Source organism: Kitasatospora sp. NPDC036934, assembly GCF_055608425.1.
Window position 1 is genome coordinate 25,321 of record NZ_JBVJQR010000029.1, and the last position, 18,715, is coordinate 44,035.

At 74.0% G+C, this 18,715-nt stretch carries 14 protein-coding genes and 1 pseudogene; 9 read left to right on the plus strand and 6 right to left on the minus strand.

Annotated elements, in window-relative coordinates:
* Nucleotides 1-119 precede the first annotated feature (119 nt).
* From ACZ7BZ_RS31710 to ACZ7BZ_RS31720, 3 genes are all read left to right on the plus strand, one after another.
* Nucleotides 120-1,361 (plus strand): styrene monooxygenase/indole monooxygenase family protein, encoded by a 1,242-nt coding sequence (locus tag ACZ7BZ_RS31710; protein ID WP_470361338.1) that lies wholly within the window; start codon nucleotides 120-122, stop codon nucleotides 1,359-1,361.
* Nucleotides 1,362-1,544: 183 nt separating this feature from the next.
* Entirely contained in the window at nucleotides 1,545-2,042 is a 498-nt protein-coding gene (locus tag ACZ7BZ_RS31715) for a hypothetical protein (RefSeq protein WP_470361339.1), read from the plus strand.
* Between the two features lie 147 nt (nucleotides 2,043-2,189).
* Nucleotides 2,190-2,543 carry an antibiotic biosynthesis monooxygenase family protein gene (locus ACZ7BZ_RS31720; protein ID WP_470361340.1) on the plus strand — a complete coding sequence of 118 codons (354 nt, stop codon included), beginning with the start codon at nucleotides 2,190-2,192 and terminating at the stop codon, nucleotides 2,541-2,543.
* A gap of 77 nt (nucleotides 2,544-2,620) precedes the next feature.
* Here ACZ7BZ_RS31720 and ACZ7BZ_RS31725 read toward each other — a convergent pair whose 3' ends face one another.
* The 5 genes from ACZ7BZ_RS31725 to ACZ7BZ_RS31745 form a co-directional block, all read right to left on the minus strand.
* Nucleotides 2,621-3,685: a hypothetical protein gene (locus tag ACZ7BZ_RS31725; RefSeq protein WP_470361341.1), complete on the minus strand. Its 1,065-nt coding sequence runs from the start codon at nucleotides 3,683-3,685 to the stop codon at nucleotides 2,621-2,623.
* The gene (locus tag ACZ7BZ_RS31730) at nucleotides 3,682-4,941 is read right to left on the minus strand and encodes a CHAT domain-containing protein (RefSeq protein WP_470361342.1); all 1,260 of its coding nucleotides are present in this window, start codon (nucleotides 4,939-4,941) and stop codon (nucleotides 3,682-3,684) included. Before ACZ7BZ_RS31730 ends, ACZ7BZ_RS31725 begins: the two co-directional genes overlap by 4 nt.
* 6 nt (nucleotides 4,942-4,947) lie before the next feature.
* Nucleotides 4,948-10,947 (minus strand): tetratricopeptide repeat protein, encoded by a 6,000-nt coding sequence (locus tag ACZ7BZ_RS31735; protein WP_470361343.1) that lies wholly within the window; start codon nucleotides 10,945-10,947, stop codon nucleotides 4,948-4,950.
* 97 nt (nucleotides 10,948-11,044) lie between these two features.
* Nucleotides 11,045-11,788 carry an SOS response-associated peptidase gene (locus ACZ7BZ_RS31740; protein ID WP_470361344.1) on the minus strand — a complete coding sequence of 248 codons (744 nt, stop codon included), beginning with the start codon at nucleotides 11,786-11,788 and terminating at the stop codon, nucleotides 11,045-11,047.
* Nucleotides 11,789-11,826: 38 nt separating this feature from the next.
* Nucleotides 11,827-12,594 carry an AraC family transcriptional regulator gene (locus tag ACZ7BZ_RS31745; RefSeq protein ID WP_470361345.1) on the minus strand — a complete coding sequence of 256 codons (768 nt, stop codon included), beginning with the start codon at nucleotides 12,592-12,594 and terminating at the stop codon, nucleotides 11,827-11,829.
* 96 nt (nucleotides 12,595-12,690) lie between these two features.
* Here ACZ7BZ_RS31745 and ACZ7BZ_RS31750 point away from each other — a divergent pair, with 96 nt between their 5' ends.
* From ACZ7BZ_RS31750 to ACZ7BZ_RS31775, 6 genes and pseudogenes are all read left to right on the plus strand, one after another.
* Entirely contained in the window at nucleotides 12,691-13,896 is a 1,206-nt protein-coding gene (locus ACZ7BZ_RS31750; RefSeq protein WP_470361391.1) for an MFS transporter, read from the plus strand.
* Between the two features lie 114 nt (nucleotides 13,897-14,010).
* Nucleotides 14,011-14,214: pseudogene (locus ACZ7BZ_RS31755) on the plus strand (GNAT family N-acetyltransferase); the annotation flags it as partial.
* 249 nt (nucleotides 14,215-14,463) lie between these two features.
* The gene (locus ACZ7BZ_RS31760; RefSeq protein ID WP_470361346.1) at nucleotides 14,464-14,652 is read left to right on the plus strand and encodes a hypothetical protein; all 189 of its coding nucleotides are present in this window, start codon (nucleotides 14,464-14,466) and stop codon (nucleotides 14,650-14,652) included.
* Nucleotides 14,653-14,668: 16 nt separating this feature from the next.
* Nucleotides 14,669-15,037, plus strand: coding sequence for a low affinity iron permease family protein (locus ACZ7BZ_RS31765; protein WP_470361347.1), 369 nt, complete (start codon nucleotides 14,669-14,671; stop codon nucleotides 15,035-15,037).
* 160 nt (nucleotides 15,038-15,197) lie between these two features.
* Entirely contained in the window at nucleotides 15,198-16,007 is an 810-nt protein-coding gene (locus tag ACZ7BZ_RS31770; protein ID WP_470361348.1) for a YhjD/YihY/BrkB family envelope integrity protein, read from the plus strand.
* A gap of 146 nt (nucleotides 16,008-16,153) precedes the next feature.
* Entirely contained in the window at nucleotides 16,154-16,612 is a 459-nt protein-coding gene (locus ACZ7BZ_RS31775; RefSeq protein ID WP_470361349.1) for an SRPBCC family protein, read from the plus strand.
* A 284-nt stretch (nucleotides 16,613-16,896) separates the two neighbouring features.
* On the opposite strand, the gene ACZ7BZ_RS31780 is transcribed toward ACZ7BZ_RS31775, so the two are convergent.
* Entirely contained in the window at nucleotides 16,897-18,714 is a 1,818-nt protein-coding gene (locus ACZ7BZ_RS31780) for a complex I subunit 5 family protein (protein ID WP_470361350.1), read from the minus strand.
* Nucleotide 18,715 lies beyond the last annotated feature (1 nt).

An 18,715-nucleotide genomic window follows, 5' to 3' on the forward strand; every position in this document is an offset into this window, starting at 1 on the left:
CGCGCGCGAGCCCCCGTCCGCGCCGTGGACGCGCGCGCTCCGGACTGATATCCAGGCCACTGGCAACCGGCCCGGAGCGGGCGGCCCGGGTCGAGCGGACCACCAGGAGAGCAGGGGCGATGCGCAGGATTCTGATCGTCGGTGCCGGGCAGGCCGGCCTCCAGCTGGCCCTCGGGCTGCAGTCCCACGGCTACGACGTCACGCTGCTGACGGACCGTGACGCCCAGGAGGTGCTGGGCGGGCGGGTGCTGTCCAGTCAGTGCATGTTCGACTCGGCGCTGCGCACCGAACGCGCCCTCGGCCTGGACCTGTGGGCCGAACGGGCGCCGCGGATCGAGGGTTTGGGAGTCTCGGTCGGCACCCCGGACGGGACCAGGGTGATCGACTGGGTCGGGCGGCTGAACGCCTACGCCCAGTCCGTCGACCAGCGGCTGAAGATGTCCACCTGGCTGGAGACCTTCGCCGGGCGCGGCGGCCGGGTGGAGCTGCGGCAGGTGAGCGCCGCCGACCTGGAACACCACGCCGGCTCCTACGACTTGGTGCTGGTAGCCTCCGGCAAGGGCAGGCTGGCCTCGCTGTTCGAGCGCGACGAGGAGCGCTCCCCGTACCAGCGGCCGCAGCGGGCGCTGGCCGCGAGCTATGTGTACGGGCTCGGGCCGCGCCCCGAGCACGAGTTCCCGGCGGTGCGCTGCAACCTGGTGCCCGGCGTCGGCGAGTTCTTCACCATGCCGGCGCTGACCGCCGACGGGCCGTGCGACATCCTGCTCTGGGAGGCCCTCCCGGGCGGACCGGCCGACGCCTTCGACGGGCTCCGCGACCCGACCGAACACCTGCGGGTGATGCTGGAGTTGATGAGGACGTTCACCCCTTGGGAGTACGACCGCACCCGGGCCGGCGTCGAACTCACCGATGCCGGGGGCGTCCTGGCCGGGCGCTTCACCCCGGTGGTGCGCCGTCCGGTCGGTGAACTGCCGGGCGGCGGCTCCGTGCTGGGCGTCGCCGACGTCGTCGTCACCAATGACCCGGTCACCGGGCAGGGTGCCAACAGCGCCGCCAAGTGCGCCGCCCGCTACCTGGAGGCGATCCTCGCGCACGGTGACAAGCCCTTCGACCGGGACTTCCAGCAGGCCGCCTTCGACCGCTTCTGGAGCGACGTCGCCCGGCCCGTCACCACCTGGACGAACGCGATGCTCCGGCCGGCGCCCCCGCACGCGGTGGAGCTGTTCGATGCGGCCGGTCGACTGGCGGCCGTGGCCGACCGGTTCGCCAACTCCTTCGACGATCCGGCCGACGTCGAGGAGTGGCTCCTCGACCCCGAGAAGGCGGCCGGCTACCTCGCGTCGCTCACGCAACGGAGTTGAGCGTCGGACACGTCACGGTGAGGTCAAGATCTCACCAAGTCCAGCGCGGGAACGCCCTGATGATGGTGGGTTCGTGTCGACCCCGGTCAGCCGGGGGACGTCGAGGTACCGAATGCGAACAACAGGAGACACGTGGTGGCGGTCGACGGCAGCAACATGGCGCACGCCGTGATAGATACGGCGGTGAAAGAGCGCACGCGCCTGCAGACCGGCCGCAGCCGGGCGACGGCGCTGGTGTTCCTGGTCCTCCTGGCAGGCCTCGGCCTCTTCCTGGCACTGGTCGTCGGCAAGTCCGACCCGACCAGCCCCCCGGACTGCGACGGCAAGACCATGACCCGGTCCGACGAGTGCCGGATCTGGTCCAACCACGGTGGCGGCGGCACCTTCGGCTACGACGAGATGATCGACCGCCGGGAGTCCGGCAAGGGCGTGTGGCAGGCGGTCGGCTTCGGCGGCACCGGCCTGGCCGTGCTGCTGATGGGCGTGTCGATCACCAAGCTCAACCCGCAGCGGCCCTGGGGCAAGCCGGTCCAGGCCGTCTGTCCGCGATGCCACCAGCCCACCCTGCGGGAGAAGTTGACGGTGCACACCATCTCGCGGGGGCGGACCAACTACCGCTACAGCGGCATCGTCACGCTCTGCACGCCGGTGTGCGGCTTCACGGCCGTCCGCCAGCGCTGACACCGGCGGTCTGAACGGCCAGGGCCGGGGTGTTGCGGCACTCCGGCCGGTGCCCTTCGCGCGTCACCGGGACGGGGCGTCCCTGAAGCGTCCCCGATCGGGCGGGACAGCTGGATCGCCGGGCGCGCCGCACCCTACGGTGGCGCCATGAGCGATCACCAGGAAGCAGCCGTCACGCCCATCCAGGCCTTCGAACCTCCCTACTACGTGGCCGTGTTCAGCGCCGTGCGGACGCCCGACCAGACCGGCTACCGGGAGACCAACGCGCGGATGGAGGACCTGGTGAAGGACGTTCCCGGCTACCTGGGCATGGACCACGCGCAGTCACCCGGGGGTCTCGCCATCACCGTCGGCTACTTCCGCGACGCGGAGGCGCTCGGCGCGTGGCAGCGCGACGCGGAGCACCGGGCGGCGCAGCGGCGCGGGCGGGCGGAGTGGTACCAGAGCTACACGCTTCACGTGGCCAAGGTGGAGCGCAGCCACGGGTTCACCCGGGCGTAGACCCCGTAGCAGCCTCGCGGACCCGAGGCCGTAGCGGACCCGAGGCCGTGGCGCCCGGCGAGGCCGTGGCGCCCGGGTCAGCGGGAGTGGGCGGCCAGGCTGAGGAGCAGGTGCGCGGACTCCGGGTGCTGGAAGTCGGAGTGGGCGCCGGAGGGGTTCAGCCGGGTGGCGAGGCCGCCCCGGTAGACGTGGCCGGCGTCGATGTTGACGATCGGGTGGTCGAGTTCGGCGTGCGGGTACGGCGAGGCGGCCGGGCGGAGCCGGGTGCTGAACTGGGCCACCGGGGCGGAGCCGGTGCCGGAGTGGCCGATGCCCGGGAGGCCCTCGGCGCGCAGGTGCCAGAAGCCGGTGGCGCGGTCCCAGCGGGAGTGGGTGAGCACCAGCGGACCGCGCAGCGGGGCACCGGCCCGGCCCGGGCCGAGGAACAGTCGGGGAAACAGCCGGGTGAAGGCGTCGCGCGGCGCGGCCATCTGGAAGACCAGGGCGCTGTCGACGGTGAACGGGCGGATCGGGTCGCGGGGCCGGGACGACCAGCCCAGCACCGGCGGACCGGCCGGGCGGTCCGCCGCGTACTGGACGGCCTCGCAGAGGAACCGGCCGCCGAAGGAGTGCCCGAGCAGGTGGAGGTACTGGCCGTGGCGGTTGGCCAGGACGCGCGGGGCGTCCGTGCGGCCCCGGCCGGAGTCCAGGTAGCCGAGCAGGTGGCCGAGGATGCGCCCGGCCTGGCCGCGTGCGCTCATCGCGTGCGCCCGGTCCCGGATACGCCGGTAGCCGGACAGGGATGGCAGGCTGGAGGAGGGCCAGCGCACGACCACGCACCAGGGCCGGAACCCGGCGGCGAGCCCGGGGTAGGCGGCCGGGGCGGCGCGGTGCAGGGCGGCGGCCCGGTCGATCAGGGCGGCGGCCGTCCGGTGGGCGGCGTCGGGGCCGGTCTGCCAGCCGTGGACGTAGACGAACAGGTCGGTCGCCCACTCGGGTATCCGCAGGTGCCGGGCCAGGTGCTCGGCGACCCGGGAGTCGGGGACGGGCGTCGCCGTCCCGGGCACGAGCAGCCGACCGGTCTCGTCCAGGTCCACCGCGGCGGATCGTACAGCGGGTCGTACGGCGGTCGGTCCGGTGGTCGGTGCGGTGGTGGTGGTCACGGGTTGAGCTCCAGGATGCTGTCGATGCCGCAGTGCAGGGAGTAGGCCAGTGCCAGCGGATTGCGGTACTCGCGGGCGAACCAGCGCACCAGCTGCTGGGTGATCTCGCCGGCCGTGAACTCGCCGGTCAGATAGTGGTCGAGGAAGGCGAAGGCGTACTCGGCGGCGAACTCCTGCGGGATCTGCAACTGCGGACCGAGTACGCCGTCCGCGCCGAGGTCGACCAACGCCCGCCCCAGGTGGTCGAGTTCGCCGGCCGCCGACTGCCCGGTGTGGCAGGCGTTCAGCAGCACGAACGGCCGGAAGACGGCGTCCGGCCGGTCCAGGTGGCGGCGGCGGTGCCGGCGGACCAGCTCGGCGTCGATGTGCCGGTCGTCGGAGAGCCGGACGGCGAGCTGCTCGTACGGGGAGTCGTTGGCGACGAACTGGCCGTGGCACCAGAAGTACATGACGTCCTCGTCCAGCACGGCCGTGGACAGCGCCTCCAGAAGGAGGTCGGACTCGGTCCGCACGGTCAGCTGGGAGCGGTCCTCCAGCAGCTTGCGGACCTCGGGCGCCCGGCCGATGCCGGTCAGCTGGTCGTCGGTGTTGAGGCTGGTGACGGGCTTGGCGCGGGCCGAGTTGGGCGGCTGGATCGGCGGGTAGGCGGCGCCGGTCTGCTCGAGCTGGTGCCGGTGGCCGAGGAAGTCCGCCCACGGGTCCGGCTGGTCGCCGTCCACGGCGAGCATCGGCCAGGGGAGGTGGAGGTCGGAGTCGAAGCTGATCCGCAGCGAGCCGTGCTCGATGAGGGTGCGGCTCAGGTACTCCCGGAAGCGCACCAGGCCGCGGTCGGCCCCGTCGAACATCGTCTCCAGGAAGTACCGTCCCTCCTCGGCGAGTTCGGCCACCTTGCGCTCGGCGACGGCGGCGTACGGGGAGAAGTCGACGGCGGTCGCGAACGGGTAGGGGTTCAGCGGGTCGGGGTCGTAGCCGATCAGCCGGTCCCGCCAGATGCCTCGCAGCCGGGCGGCATTGGCGAGGAGAACGGTCGCGGGGACGGCGAGTTGCGCCCGGTGCATACGGGTGCTGGGGGCACGCTCGCCCGGGCGGAAGGCGCTGATGTGCAGTTCGTCGCCGTGGCGGCGGAGCGAGACCACCAGATCGAGGGGTGCCGGGCCTTTGGGAGGCATCCCGTTGGCGGGGCCCGCTGGTCGGGGCAGCCGGGTGTAGTCGGCGGAGGGATTCTGCCGGACGACGACTTGGAGGTCCCGGGGCACGTCGATCTACTCCTGCTCCTGAACTCGCGGATCGGCTGGGACGTCCACGACGGCGGCGAGGTCCTGGAGGACGGCGCCGTGGCCCCGGTCGAAGACGGTGATCCGGACGGTGTGGGGGCCGGGTGCGGCCGGGGTGAGCGCGAACCGGGCGGGCCCGCCGGCCGGGCTGTGGTCGGCCACCGGCGGGTCGAGCCGCGCGTCCGGGGAGACGGCGGCGACCAGGCGCAGCTCCGGCAGGGCGGCCGGGTCGGCGGCGCCGTCGGCGGACTCCAGGCGCAGCTCCAGGTGGGTGGTGGCGCCCACGGCGGGGTCCTCGGTGAGGGAGAGCCGGGGGCGCCAGGCTGGGCGGCGACTCGGCGACTCGGCGACGCGGTGCATGGAGCCGCGCGAGCGGCGGGGGAGCAGGGCAGCGGGCGCGGGCCGACTGAGCTCGGCGCGAGTGGGGGTCGGCGTCGGCTCCACGTGGTCGAGCCGGGCCAGCGCAGCACGGGCCTCGGCCGCCAGCGGCTGGCCGGGGTCCATCAGGGCCTCACGCCCGGCGCGAACTGCCACCAGCAGCTCACGGGCGGTGTCGCGGCGCCCGTCTGCGGCGAGGGTCTGCGCCAGGCCTACGGCCAGGGAGGGGAACAGCGGCAGCGGCCCGGGGCGTGCGGCGCCGACGCTGACGGCGACGTCGTCGGCGTCTCGGTGGCCGGCGAGGAGAACAGCGACCGGTGAGGCGTCGCCCACCGGGATCCGGTCGGCGATGATCCGCTCGTGGACCCGGAGAGCCCCCTCGGCGTCTCCGGCCCGCAGTCGGGCGTGGGCGAGGACCTGGCGGACCTCCAGGGTCAGGGCGCTGCGCGGGCCCCGGCTGGCGGCGCAGGCCTCGGCGAGCTCCTCCAGCCGGACGACGGCCCGCAGCGGGCGGGCGCCGTCGGCGAGCATGAGCGCCTGGGTCAGCCGGGCGGTGATCGTCGCGTCGTCCGGGCCGCCGAGGGCCGCGGTGGCGACGGCGACCAGATCGCCGGCCAGGTGGAGGGCGGCCCCGGGCTGTCCGTTCCGGTGGTGGGCGAAGGCGAGGACGCAGCCGGCCTGGACCAGCTCGGGCAGGCCGGGGCCGGTGAGCCTGGTCCAGTCCTCCGCCAGCGGGGAGAGTTCGGCGATTGCGGTGTCGGGTCGGCCGTCGAGGACCAGGGCCTTGGCGAGGTCGCAGCGAAGGTCCCGCACGGCGGAGTGCGAGGGGCTGTGCACAGTGAGGGCGGCGGCGAGCGCGTCGCGGTAGCGGGCGGCGGACTCGGTGTGGCGGCCGGCCGTGAAGAGGTTCCGGGCGATGCTGTCACGGACGTCGAGGGTGTCCGGGTGGTCGGCGCCCAGGACCCGGCGGCGGTCGGCCAGGACGGCCCGGTAGAGCGCGTCGGCGCGGTCGTGCTGCCAACCGTGGCGCAGGGCGTGGGCCAGGTGGTCCCGGGCGGCCAGCGTGGCAGGGTGCCCGGGGCCGTGGACACGCTGGTGGTCGGCGACAAGTACCCGTACTTCGGCGATCTCCTGACGGTGGCGCCCGGCGTAGCGGTGGGTACGGGCGAGTTCTGCCCGGTCGTTGAGGGTGTCCGCGTGGTCCGGGCCCTGGATCCTGGTCCGGTCGGCGATCAGCTCGGTGAACAGGCCGACGGCACGGTCCAGCTCGCCGATGCTGCGAACCTCTTGGGCCAGCAGCGAGCGCATGAGCAAGCGGCCGGAGTGCTCCGGTCCGTGGACTCGGTGGTGCTCCGCGATCAGCAGCTCCCGGTCGGCGACGGCTCGGTGGAGCAGCCCGGCGGTCCCCAACGCGGTGGCCAGGAAGCCCCTGGCTGCCAGCACAGTCGGGTGATCGGGACCATGGATTCGGATCCGGTCGTTCAACAGCGCCTGGTTGAACCGGATGCTGAGCAGGTGGTCACCGGAGGAACGATGGACCCAGGCGAGCAGGAGACGGGCATCGAGGGTTTCCGCGTGGTCCGGACCGGAGATCCGCAGCCGGTCGGCGACCAGGCTCTCGCAGAGCCGTCGGGCGCCATCGAGGTCGCCCTCCGAGTGCCTCGAGGCCGCCTCCCACCAGCGGATGTTCAGCGTCTCCTGGTGGTCGGCTCCGAAGATGCGCCTGCGGTCGGCGGCCAGGCCGGCGAACAGTTCGCCTGCCCGGTGGTAGTCCCTGGTGTCGTTGTGGGACAGGGCGTGCCACCAGCGCGCTTCGAGGGTGTACCGGTGGTCCGGGCCGTGGATCCGAATATGGTCGGCGATCAGGGCGGCGAACGACTCCGAGGCGCGATGGGGGGCGCCGGCCAGCGAGAGCGAACGGGCCTGTTCTTGGCGGATGTCGAGGGTTCGAGGATGGTCCGGGCCGTCGGCCCGGGTGTGAGCGGCTGCCAAGGCCGCGAATTCGGCGAGGGCGCGGGCGTGCTCGCCGGATCCCCGCCACGCGGAGGCACGCTCGCGACGGCTCCGCAGCGTGCTCGGGTGGTCGGGGCCGAGCACCCGGGTGTGGTCGGTGACGAGCTCTTCGAACAGTGCGGCCGCCCGGCGATGGTCACCGTTGTACTGGCAACGGACCGCGTGCCGGATGCGGAGGTTGAGGGTCTCGGGGTGGTCGGCTCCCAAGACCCGGACGTGGTCGTCGACGAGCGCTTCGAGCAGGGACAATGCCCGCTGCTGGTCGCTGGCAGCCTCGCAGGCGGTTGCATGGGAGTAGCGGGTCATGAGCGTCTCGGGGTGGTCAGCGCCCTGGACGCGGGTCCGGTCCGCGATGACGCCTTCGAACAGCAGGACCGCCTGCCGGTGGTTGCCCGCGTTCATATGTGCGGTCGCCAGCCAGTGGCGGGCGGTAAGCGCTCCGGGATGGTCGGCACCCTGCAGTCGGATCCGGTCGGCTACCAGAGCCTCGCCCAGCTCGATCGACCGGCGGTGGTCAACGGTGTGCAGGCAGAGCGCGAAGTGACTGAAACGGGCGAGGAGAGTGGCGGGATGATCCGGTCCGTAGATTCGGACGTGGTCGGCCACCAGGGGCTCGTGCAGCTCCAGGGCACGGCGGTGGTCCCCCAGGAGCTCGTGGCTGTTGGCGATCCAGAAGCGGGTGTTGAGGACGTCCGGGTGGTCGGGCCCCTGGATCCGCGTACGGTCCGCGAGCAGCGCCTCGTAGCGCGCCAGGGCTTCGCGGTGCCGCCCGAGGTTGCGGTGGGTCGTCGCCAGCCACCACCGGGTGTTGAGCACCGCCGGGTGGTCGGGGCCCTGGATGCGGGTGCGGTCGGCGAGCAGCGCCTCGAAGAGCGTCAGGGCCTCGCGGTAGTCGCAGGCGTTGGAGTGGATCGAGGCCTGCCACCACCGGGTGGTGAGGACGTCCGGATGGTCCGGTCCCAGGACCCGCCGCCGGTCGGCCACCAGCCGGTCGCACAGCTCCGCCGCGCGCCGGTGCTCTCCTGCCTCGTCGACGGAGCGGACCAGCCGCAGCCGGGAGTCGAAGGTCTCGAAGTGCTCGGTGCCGTGGATGCGCAGCCGGTCGGCAGCCAGCTGCTCCCGTACGGCGAGCGCCTCGCGCGGGCGGCCGGCGGCGTGCAGGGCGCGGGCGAGGCCGGAGCGCTCTTCCAGGGTGTCGGGGTGGTCGGGGCCCTGGATCCGGACCCGGTCGGCCACCAGGCGCTCCAGCTCCTCGACTTCGAGGGCGGGCAGTCCCGCGACGCGCAGCGCGAACCCGAGGAAGCTGCGCTCCTCCAGGGTGTCGGGGTGGCCCGTGCCCTGGATGCGGGTGCGGTCCCGGACCAGCGCCCGGTGCTGCTCGACGGCGACGACGGGCGTGCCCGCCTCCCGGTGGGCGCGGGCCAGGCCGCTGCGGGCGTCGAGGGTGTGCGGGTGGTCGGGGCCGAGCACCCGGGTGTAGTCGGGGACGAGTTCGCCGAACTCGGTGACGGCGAGGGCGGCTCGGCCGGACTTGCGGTGGAGGGAGGCCAGTCGCTTGCGGGTGTAGAGGGTCTGCGGGTGGTCCGGGCCCTGGACCCGGGTGCGGTCCGTGACGAGGGCCTCGAAGGCGGCGATGGCGGCGAGGTGGTCGCCCGCGTCGGAGTGGGCGGCGGCGAGCCAGCTGCGGGCGTTCAGGGTGTCGGGGTGGTCGGCGCCCAGGATGCGGGCTCGGTCGGCCACCACCTGCTCGTACCGGCCGATCGCCAATCGGTGCTGTCCGGCCGCGAGTTGGGCGAACGCGAGACCGCTGCGGCGGGTCACCACCTGCGGGTGGTCGGGGCCGAGCACCCGCTCGGCGTCGGCCACCAGTCGCTCGTACTCGGCCACCGACTCCCGGTGCTGCCCCGCCACTTGCAGGGCGTAGGCCAGGCTCGCCCGGCTGTGCATCGTGTCGGGGTGGTCCGGCCCCAGTACTCGCGCCCGGTCGGCGACGACACCTCGGAACCCCTCGACGGACCGGGCGTGTTGGCCTGCCCGGCGGTAGCTCTGGGCGAGGGTGTGGCGGTCGGCGAGGGTGGCCGGGTGGTCGGCGCCCTGGATCCTGGTCCGCCGGGCGACCACGTCCTGGCACAGCTCCACGGCCCGTGCCGGGTCGCCGGTCTTGGCCTGCAGCCGGCCGAGCTGTCCGAGGGTGGTGAGGGTGTCCGGATGGTCCGCGCCGAGGAGCCGGCGCTGCCCGTCCGCCATCGCCCTTACCAGCCGGACGGCGTACACCCGCTGGGCCCGGTCGGTGAGTTCGCCCGCGGCCAGTCCGTACAGCGCGATGGATTCGGTGGTCGGTTCCTGGGACGGTCCGCTGTCGGCCAGCTCCCGGACGTGCGGCAGCAGCGCCCGCCGCAGCTCGGGCCGGGCGTCCGGCCAGAGCCGGGCCGCCGCCCCGGCCAGGTGCTGTTCGGCGCGTCCGCGGAAGTCGGAACTGCGCAGCACCGCCTGGAGCAGCCGGTGCACGGTGACGGTGTCGCCGAGGGTGATCAGGTGGTAGTCGGCGAGCAGCCGCAGCGCCCGGTCCACCTCCTCCGGCCGGCGGGACCCGAAGGGGGTGAGCAGTTCGCGCGGCAGGGCCTCGGGGGCGTACCAGGCGAGGGTGCGCAGCAGTTCGACGGCGAAGGGCGCGGTGTGCTGGACGGTGCGCAGGGTGGTCCGCCAGAGCCGGGCGACGGTGGACTCGGCGCCGGGCCCCACCGGGCCGGTGGCGCGCAGCAGTTCGCGGTAGGCGGCGAAGCCGGTGCCGGTCTGCTGGACGTAGGCGCCGGCCTGGGCGAGGGCGATCGGCAGGTGGCCGAGTTCGTCGGCGAGGGCTCGGGCCTGGTCCTGTTCGGCCGGCTCGACCGTCGAGCCGCCGTAGGCCGCCCCGCAGAGCAGCCGGGCGGCCTCGGGGGCGTCGAGGACGTCGATGCGCACCGGGCGGATGCCCGGGTGCCAGCCGCCGGCGCGCCGACTGGTGACCAACTGGTGCCCGCAGCCAAGGAGTCGGCCGACGTACGGGGTGAGGTGGGCGGGGTCCTCGGCGTTGTCGTAGACCAGCAGCCAGCGGTCGTGGGCGCGCAGCCAGGCGATGGCCCACTCGACCTGCTGGCCGGGCGGGGCGGTGAGGGCCCAGGTGGGGTGGAGGTGGACGGCGAGCCCGGCGAAGGCCTCGGCGAGTTGCTCGGCGGACTCGGCGGTGAGCCACCAGATCAGCCGGTAGTGGTCGGCCCGGGCGTAGGCGTGGTGCAGGGCGAGGCTGGTCTTTCCGACGCCGCCGAGGCCGTGCAGGGTGGTGGCCTGGGTGACGAGTCCGCCGCCGTCCTCGTGTGCCAGGGCCTCGGCGACGGCGCGCAACTCGGCTTCCCGGCCGATGAGTCGGCCGGCGGCGCGGGGCGGCAGGTTGGGCGCCGGGGTGGTGGCGTCGACGGTCTGCGCGGCGCGGGCGGCCTCGGGCGGGAGGACGGCGGCGTGCGGGTCGCCGCCGGCGGCCGAGGGCGAGCCGGGGCGGCGGCGCTGCTCGTAGGGCTCCGGGTCGGGCATGCCGCTCTCGGGGCGGACGTATGCCGTCATGGACATCAACACTGCGCCGCCCCCGCCCCCGTGACCTGCTCTGCCCGCCTACCGTAGTGCCGGTCGGACGCACTGTCAGCGGAATCCTCACAGAGCGTCAGTCGGCGAGCCCCAGCGGGTCCGGGGCGGTGGCGAGCAGCTCGGGCCCGTTGTTGCGCACGCTGTTGACGGTCGGTGGGACGGCGCGGACCCGCAGGGCGCCGTCGGCGGGGCGGCGCAGCAGGTGGTGGAGTTCGGCCGGGTCGGTGTGGGTGGGGGAGAGCCAGGCGGGCAGGTCGTCGGGGGCGATCGTGAGCGGCATCCGGTCGTGGACGCGGCCGGCCGAGTCGGTGGCGTCGGTGGTGATGACGGTGGCGGTGGCGAGCCAGGCGAGCGGGTCGTCGTCGGCGCGGTTGCGGTCGCGCCAGAACTCGTACAGGCCGGCCATCAGCATCACGCCGCCGGTGCTGAGGAAGTAGGGCTGCTTGTACTTCTTGCGGTCGCCCTCGGCGGGGACTTCGCGCCACTCGTAGTAGCCGTCGGCGGGGATGACGCAGCGCCGGGCGGTGAAGGCCTTGCGGAAGGCGGGCTTGGTGTCGACGGTCTCCGAGCGGGCGTTGATCATCCGGGCGCCGCCGGACGGGTCCTTGGACCAGGAGGGGACGAGGCCCCAGCGCAGTGGGCGGAGTCGGCGCAGCAGCTCGCCGGTCTCCCGGTCCACGCGCTCCAGGACGGCCGGGACCGGGTCGGTCGGGGCGACGTTCCAGCTCGGGGCGAAGGTCTCGGCAGGGTCCCACCGGAGCTCTCCGAGCAGTGAGACGAGGTCCTGGGGCGTGGTGGTGGAGACGAAGCGGCCGCACATGCCCCCAGCCTGCCACCCGGCGCCGACAGCCGGGGCCGTCAGCGCGCCGGGCGGCGCTCGGGGAGGTGACCGGGGGCGTGACCAGGGGTGTGGCCGAAGGTGCGGCGGAAGACGTCGATGAAGGCGCTGGCGGAGGACCAGCCGCAGCGGTGGGCGACGGCGGTGACCGGCTGCCCCTCGGCGAGCAGCACCAGGGCGCGGTGCAGCCGCAGCTGGGTGCGCCACCGGGGGAAGGTCATGCCGAGGTCGGCGCGGAAGAGCCGGGAGAGGGTCCGGTCGCTGGGGCCGACGGCCCGGCCGAGTTCGGCGAGGGTCCGGCGGTCGGCGGGGTCGGCGTACAGCAGGGCGCACAGGGCCTGGAGCAGCGGGGTGGTGGGCGTGGGTACGTGCAGCGGCTGCTGGGGCGAGGCGCGCAGTTGGTCCAGCAGGACGGCGCGCAGCCGGGAGCCCTCCGGGCCGTCCCGGTCCGGGGCGCGGGTGTGGGCCACGATCAGTTCGCGCAGCAGCGGGCCGACGGCGAGCACGGTGGGCCGGTCGAGGCCGAGCGGGTTCTCGGTGGCGGGCAGGCCGACGAGGCGGAGTTCGAGTTCGCCGTGCGCCTGGTGGGCGTGCACGGTGCCGGCCGGGATCCAGAGCGCGCGGTTGCCGGGGGCGACCCAGGAGCCGGCGTCGGTGGTGATGGCGACCACGCCCCGGGCGGCGTAGGCGATCTGGTGGTCGTCGTGGCGGTGGGCGTCGATCCCGGTGCCGTGGGCGAGGAGTCGGGCCCGGGTGGGGGCGACGGGATCGTGGCGGATTCTCGACATTACCTGGCAGATTATCGGAAGTCTGACAGGGGGCGCCGGTTCGAGCATGTCCGGGTGAGCACGCAAACGGGTCGTACCTCCGGAACGACGAAACGACTGTCGCGGAACACCGCGATCGCCCTGCTGTCCGTCGGGCACTCCTGCGTGGACGTCTACCAGGGCGCGGTGGCGGCCCTGGTGCCCTTCCTGGTCGCCGAGCGCGGCTACGGCTACGCCGCCGTCTCGGGCGTGGTGCTGGCCGCCTCGCTGCTGTCCTCGGTGGCGCAGCCGCTGTTCGGGGCGCTGACCGACCGGCGGCCAAGGCCCTGGCTGCTGCCGGTGAGCACGCTGCTGGGCGGCGCGGGCATCGCGCTCAGCGGGCCGGGCGGCTCGTACGGGCTGACGCTCGCCTGGGTCGCGCTGTCGGGCGTCGGGGTGGCGGCGTACCACCCGGAGTCGGCCCGGGTGGCCCGAGCGGTGGCCGGCTCGGGCGGTGACGGGCACCTGGGGATGGCCTGGTTCACGTTGGGCGGCAATCTGGGCTTCGCGGCGGCCCCGCTGGTGGTCGCCGCCGTGGTCGGCCTCGGAGGGCTGCGGCAGACCCCGCTGCTGGTGCTGCCGGCCCTGGCGGGGGCGGCGCTGTGCCTGCCGGTGCTGCGCGAGCTGGCCCGGCGGCGGGCCGCCGGGGTGGGCACGGCGAGCCGGCCGGGGCGGGACGACCGGGCCTCCTTCGTCAAGCTGTCGCTGGCCGTGGTGTGCCGCTCGATCGTCTTCACCGGGCTGAGCACCTTCCTGTCGCTGTACGCCGCCCAGCGCCTCGGCGGTGGCCCGGCCGCGGGTACGGCGGCGCTGGTGGTGCTGTACGCGGGCGGCGCGGTGGGCTCGCTGCTGGGCGGGGCGCTGGCCGAGCGGTGGGGGCGGGTCGCGGTGGCGCGCTGGTCGTACCTGGTCGCGACGGTGGCGGTGGCCGGGGTGCTGGTGGTGCCCGGCCCGGGGCTGTACGGGTGCGTGGCGCTGACCTCGGCGGGCCTGTACGTGCCGTTCTCGCTGCAGGTCACGCTCGGGCAGGACTACCTGCCGTCGCGGATCGGCACGGCGAGTGGGATCACCCTCGGGCTGACGGTGAGCGTCGGCGGCCTGGCCAGCCCGCTGATCGGGGAGCTGGCGGACGCGACCTCGCTGCGGACGGCGCTGGTGCCGCTGGTGGCGATGCCGCTGCTCAGCTGGGCGCTGTTCCGCGGCCTGCCGGAGCCGGTGGTGCCGGCGGCCGAACCGGAGGAGGGGAAGGCGCCCACGGCGGAGGCGGTGACCGCCAAGCCGTGACCACCGGGCGGTGATCGCCAAGCCGTGACCGCCAAGCCGTGACCACCGGGCGGTGACCCGCGTCCGTCCGACACGGCCGAGGGCACCAGCCTGCCGGCCGCGCTCGGCCTGACCCTGCTGCGGGCGCTGCTGGACTCCACCGACGCCGCGGGGATCTGGACCGTGCGGTCCGGCGTCTTCCCGGAGAGCACCGCCAGCCTCGCCCTGCACACCAAGGCAGGTTTCCGGGTTGTCGGCACGCGCGAACGCCTTGGCCGCCACCAGGACCGGTGGCGCGACGTCATCCTTCTTGAGCGCCGCAGCCCGGCCGTCTCCTGAACCACCTGCGGGCCGGGTCCGCAGGGCCGCTCCGCGCCCGCGACGGGGAACGGGGTGAACCGGTCCGGCCGGCAGCAGAGCGCAGGGCGGGGAACGCCGTGGCCGCCGCTCCCGGGCGCGTGACTCCTCCTCCCGGTGACGCGCCGACGAGCGGTGAACCCCGGGGCGCCTGGTGTGGAACCGGGGAAGCAGGGCAGCCGCCTGGTGTCCCCTCCAGCCGGAGCGGACACCAGGCGAGAGGACACCATCGTGAACGCGCCCGACAAGCACACCTCCTCCGACCAGGACACCGCCCGGGACGGAGAGCACGAGCGGGAGCGGTCCGCGCGCACGCGCGACATCGTGGCTCCCACCCCGGCGGACGTCCGTGCCAAGGGCGGGGACCCGGAGGAGCACGACGAGCCGAACCCGCCGCGATCCGACACCCGGGCCCCATGACAGGGAGGCAGGACCCATGTCATTCCGGCATCCCGCTGAGCGCGGAGGCGGCGGCCACAACCGCTTCGGGCGGGTGGCCGAACGCGCCTCGAACTTCACCAGCTCGCCCGTGTTCTTCCTCGTGTGCCTGCTGCTGGTGGCCGCCTTCGTCGCCGTCCACGCTGCCGGCCTCGCCCTCGGCTGGGAGCTGCTGATCGGCGATCTGATGACCGCCGTGACGCTGCTGCTCCTTGCCCTGCTCAAGAATTCGGAACGGCGCGCCGAGCACGCCATCCAGCGCAAACTCGACTCGATCGCCGCCGCTCCGCTCGAACAGCGCAGTGGACACACCGACAAGGCGGTCGAATCGCTGGAAGAGGCGATCCGGTTGGAGGACCAGACCTGAAGCGGGTTTCCGCCACCCCCGGGGCACAGGCCGGAACGGCGGATCGCCGATGCACACCGCCGGATGGCATCCTGACGGGATGTGCCAACGGGCGCCGAGAACAGCGAGGATCCAGTGCCCCTGAACCGCCCGCCGTCGTCCGCCGCCCCGAGCGCCTGACGTGCCTCGCCGCAGCCGGCCCACGCCGCCCACTCGTGCCTCGTGGCGGGTCCTGCGAGAGGCTGCTCGCAGAGCATGGGAGCAGGGCCGCACGATCGAACTGCTCCAGCGGTCGATGGCGTTCGCCGCGCTGTTCTTCGTGACCCTCGTCCCGCTGCTCATCGTCATCGCCGCGGCCTTCCCCTCGCGCGGCACCGGGATCGCCGAGTGGATCACCGACGGCCTCGGCCTGAGCGGCCAGGGCGCCGTAGCCGTCCACCGGCTCTTCGTCTCCCGGGGCCAGGTGCTCAGCACCACCACGGGCTTCGGCCTGGCCGCGCTGGCCGTCTTCGGGGTCTCCCTCATGGCCGCGATCCAGGGAGTCTACGAACGCATCTGGGAGCTGGACCGCGGTCCGTGGCACACGGTCTGGCGCCAGGCCCTCGGCCTGGCCGCACTGGTCGGGTACATCGTGCTCGCCGCTTTGAGCGGCACGCCGTGGCGCCACTCGACCCTGCAGCCCACCGTCCGCATCGCCGCGACGACCATCGGCGGCATCCTGCTGTTCTGGTGGCTCCAGCGTCTACTGCTCGCCGGACGCGTCCCAACCAGGGACCTGCTGCCGGGAGCAGTCGCGACCATGGTGGCTCTCGCCGGACTCCGCCTCTTCTCCCGGCTGGTCTTCGCGCCCCTCCTGGTGTCCAACGCCGTCTCCTACGGGACGGTCGGCACGGTGCTGATCGTCCAGTCCTGGCTGATCGGCGTGGGCTACACCGTCTACGCCGGCGCACTGGCGGGTCGCGCCGTGGTCGAAGCCCGCCGCGGACCTTAGAACCGTCAGGCCCGGCTGCGTCGATCGCGGCGCGGCGGCTCCGTGGCCGAACGCGGTTTCGTGAGAGCGGTTGAGGCGCCGCCGAGCGGGCAGGCGCGTGGGCGGCCGGGAGAGCCCCGACCGCCAAGCCCGCAAGGAGGCCCCACATGAGCATGGTGAAGGAGACGGTCGACGTCGAGGTGCCGCTGCACACCGCGTACAACCAGTGGACCCTGTTCGAGGAGTTCCCGCGCTTCATGGAGGGTGTCGAGGCGGTGACCCAGCTGGACGACCGGCACAACCACTGGCGGACCAGCATCGGCGGCGTCTCCCGCGAGTTCGACACCGAGATCGTCGATCAGTTGCCCGACGAACGGATCGCCTGGAGGACGACGGACGGCGACGTCAGCCAGAAGGGCGTCGTCACCTTCCAGCGGCTGGACGACCGGCACACCCGGGTCAACCTGGCCATCGACTTCGAGCCCGAGGGGGTCGCCGAGAAGACCGGCGACGTGCTGGGCATGGTCGACCGCAGGGTCAAGGGGGACCTGCACCGCTTCAAGGACTTCATCGAGCACGAGGGGCGGGAGGCGGGCGGCTGGCGCGGCCGGATCACTCCTGGCTGACGGCCCCGTCGCGGCCGCGCGCCGTCGGCGGCCCCGGTCCGCGCGGCCGGGGCCGCCGCGTGCCCGGCGAACCGCGAACGAGCGGGCGGTCGACGTCGCCGCAGGGAGCCCACTGGCGCAGCAGGCGCCCGCGGGTGGCCACGGGGCCGTGTCAGTGGGCCTTCAGGAGGCAGGGGCCGTGCTGTCACCACCGTTCACGGTGAATCCCGGTGCCCCGCCGTGTCGTGTCCGGTGAGTCGGCCCCGGGCGGCGGCGATCGCGCTGGGACGGACGGCACGGAGGGTTCAGATCTGGGCGGCGATCGCGGCGCACAGCACCCCGACGCCGAGGGCGAGCCAGGCGAGGTAGTCGCCCAGGTGCCCGGAGTGCAGGCGGCGCAGCGCCCGCACGGCCCGGGCCGCGGGATGCCGGGCCGCCAGTAGGGGAGTGCTCCGGCGGACCGCGCCGGTGGCCAGGGCGGCGGCGATGCCGGCGGACAGCAGGCCGAGCAGCACACCGGTCGTGGTCCAGTCGGCCGCCGGCGGTGCGCCGGGGGCCGCGCTGGGCTGGGCGAGGACGGTCGCGGCGTAGCGGGCGGGGTCGGTGAAGAGGGCCGCGCCGCGGGCGAGCGAGGCGGCGACGGCAGGCAGCGCGCCGACGAGCGCGGCGAGGCCGATCAGGACGGCCGGGACGACGACCATCATGGGTGGCAGGGTGCGCTGCGGCGTGCGGATCTCGGGCTCCTCGCCCTCGCCGGTGGTCTCGTCCTGGTCCGGCCGGGTGCGCGGAGCTGGGCCGGTGCCGAAGAAGATCCGCAGGCCCGCCCGGAGGGCGGCGGCGCCGGTGACGGCGGAGGCGATGACGAACACGGCGGGCAGCCAGGGCTGCCAGTGCCCGGCGGCGTCCTCGGTCAGGGCCTTGCCGAGGCCGGTGCCGAACAGGGGCAGCCCGGCCAGCGCCAGGGCGCCCACGATGAACAGCACACCCACGGCGCGCAGCTCCCGTGCTCTGCCGTGCAGGCCGTGTTCGTCGACGGAGCCGTAGCGGTCCAGCAGGACCCCGGTGAGCGCGAACAGCGCGGCCTTCACCAGGCCGTGCGCGCCGACGTACACCGCCGTGCCGGTGGCGCCGTCGGGGGTGAGCAGGGCGACGCCGATGAGGAAGAGTCCGACGTGGCTGATGGTGGAGAACGCGAGCAGGCGTTTGAGATGGCGCTGCTGCCAGCACATCAATGCGCCGACCAGGGCGGTGAGCACGCCGAGGGTCGCGAAGGTGGTGCGGAAGACCGGTTGGGGGATGCCGCCGGGGCCGGCGAAGACCGTCCAGTAGATCCGGGCGATGCCGTAGACGCCGAGTTCGACCATGGCGCCGGACATCAGCATGCACACCGGCGTGGGCGCCACCGCGTGGGCGTCGGGCAACCAGAAGTGGAAGGGCACGGCGGCGGCCTTGACCAGGAGGGCGGCGCAGATCAGGACGAACGCGATGACGGTGAGCGCGTCGGCGTGGTGGCTGGCCAGCTGCCGGCCGAGGCGGGCGAGGTTGAGTTCGCCGGTGCGGGCGTAGAGGAGGCCGATGCCGAGGAGGGAGCAGTAGGCGGCGAAGGAGGTGACGATGCCGAAGGTGAGGGCGCCGTGCAGGGGACGGGGGTCTTCGATCTGGTAGCCGGTCAGGGCGTAGGCGGCGGCGCCCATGAGTTCGAAGAAGACGAAGGCGTTGAAGAGGTCGCCGGTGAGCGCGAAACCGACCATGCCGGCTTCGAACAGCAGGATCAGGGCGGGGAAGGCGCCGGCGTGTCGGCCGGTGGGTTCCTCGAAGTACCGCCAGGAGTAGACCACGACGGCGAGCACCAGGACCGCGACGAGGAGCGCGAGTCCCGCGCCGATGGGGTCGGCGGCGAGCACGATGCCCACACGGGCGGGCCAGCCGCCCAGATCCGCGGTCGCCACCTGCCCGTCGGCGCGGGTCCACAGCAGGGCGAGGCAGACGACCTCGGCGCCGGCGCAGGTGGTGGCGAGGATGTCGCAGCCGGTCCGGGGCAGGGTGCGGCCGGTGATGGCGAGCAGGACCGCGCCGAGCAGCGGGACGGCCACGGCGAGGGGCAGCAGGGCGGCTTCGGTCATG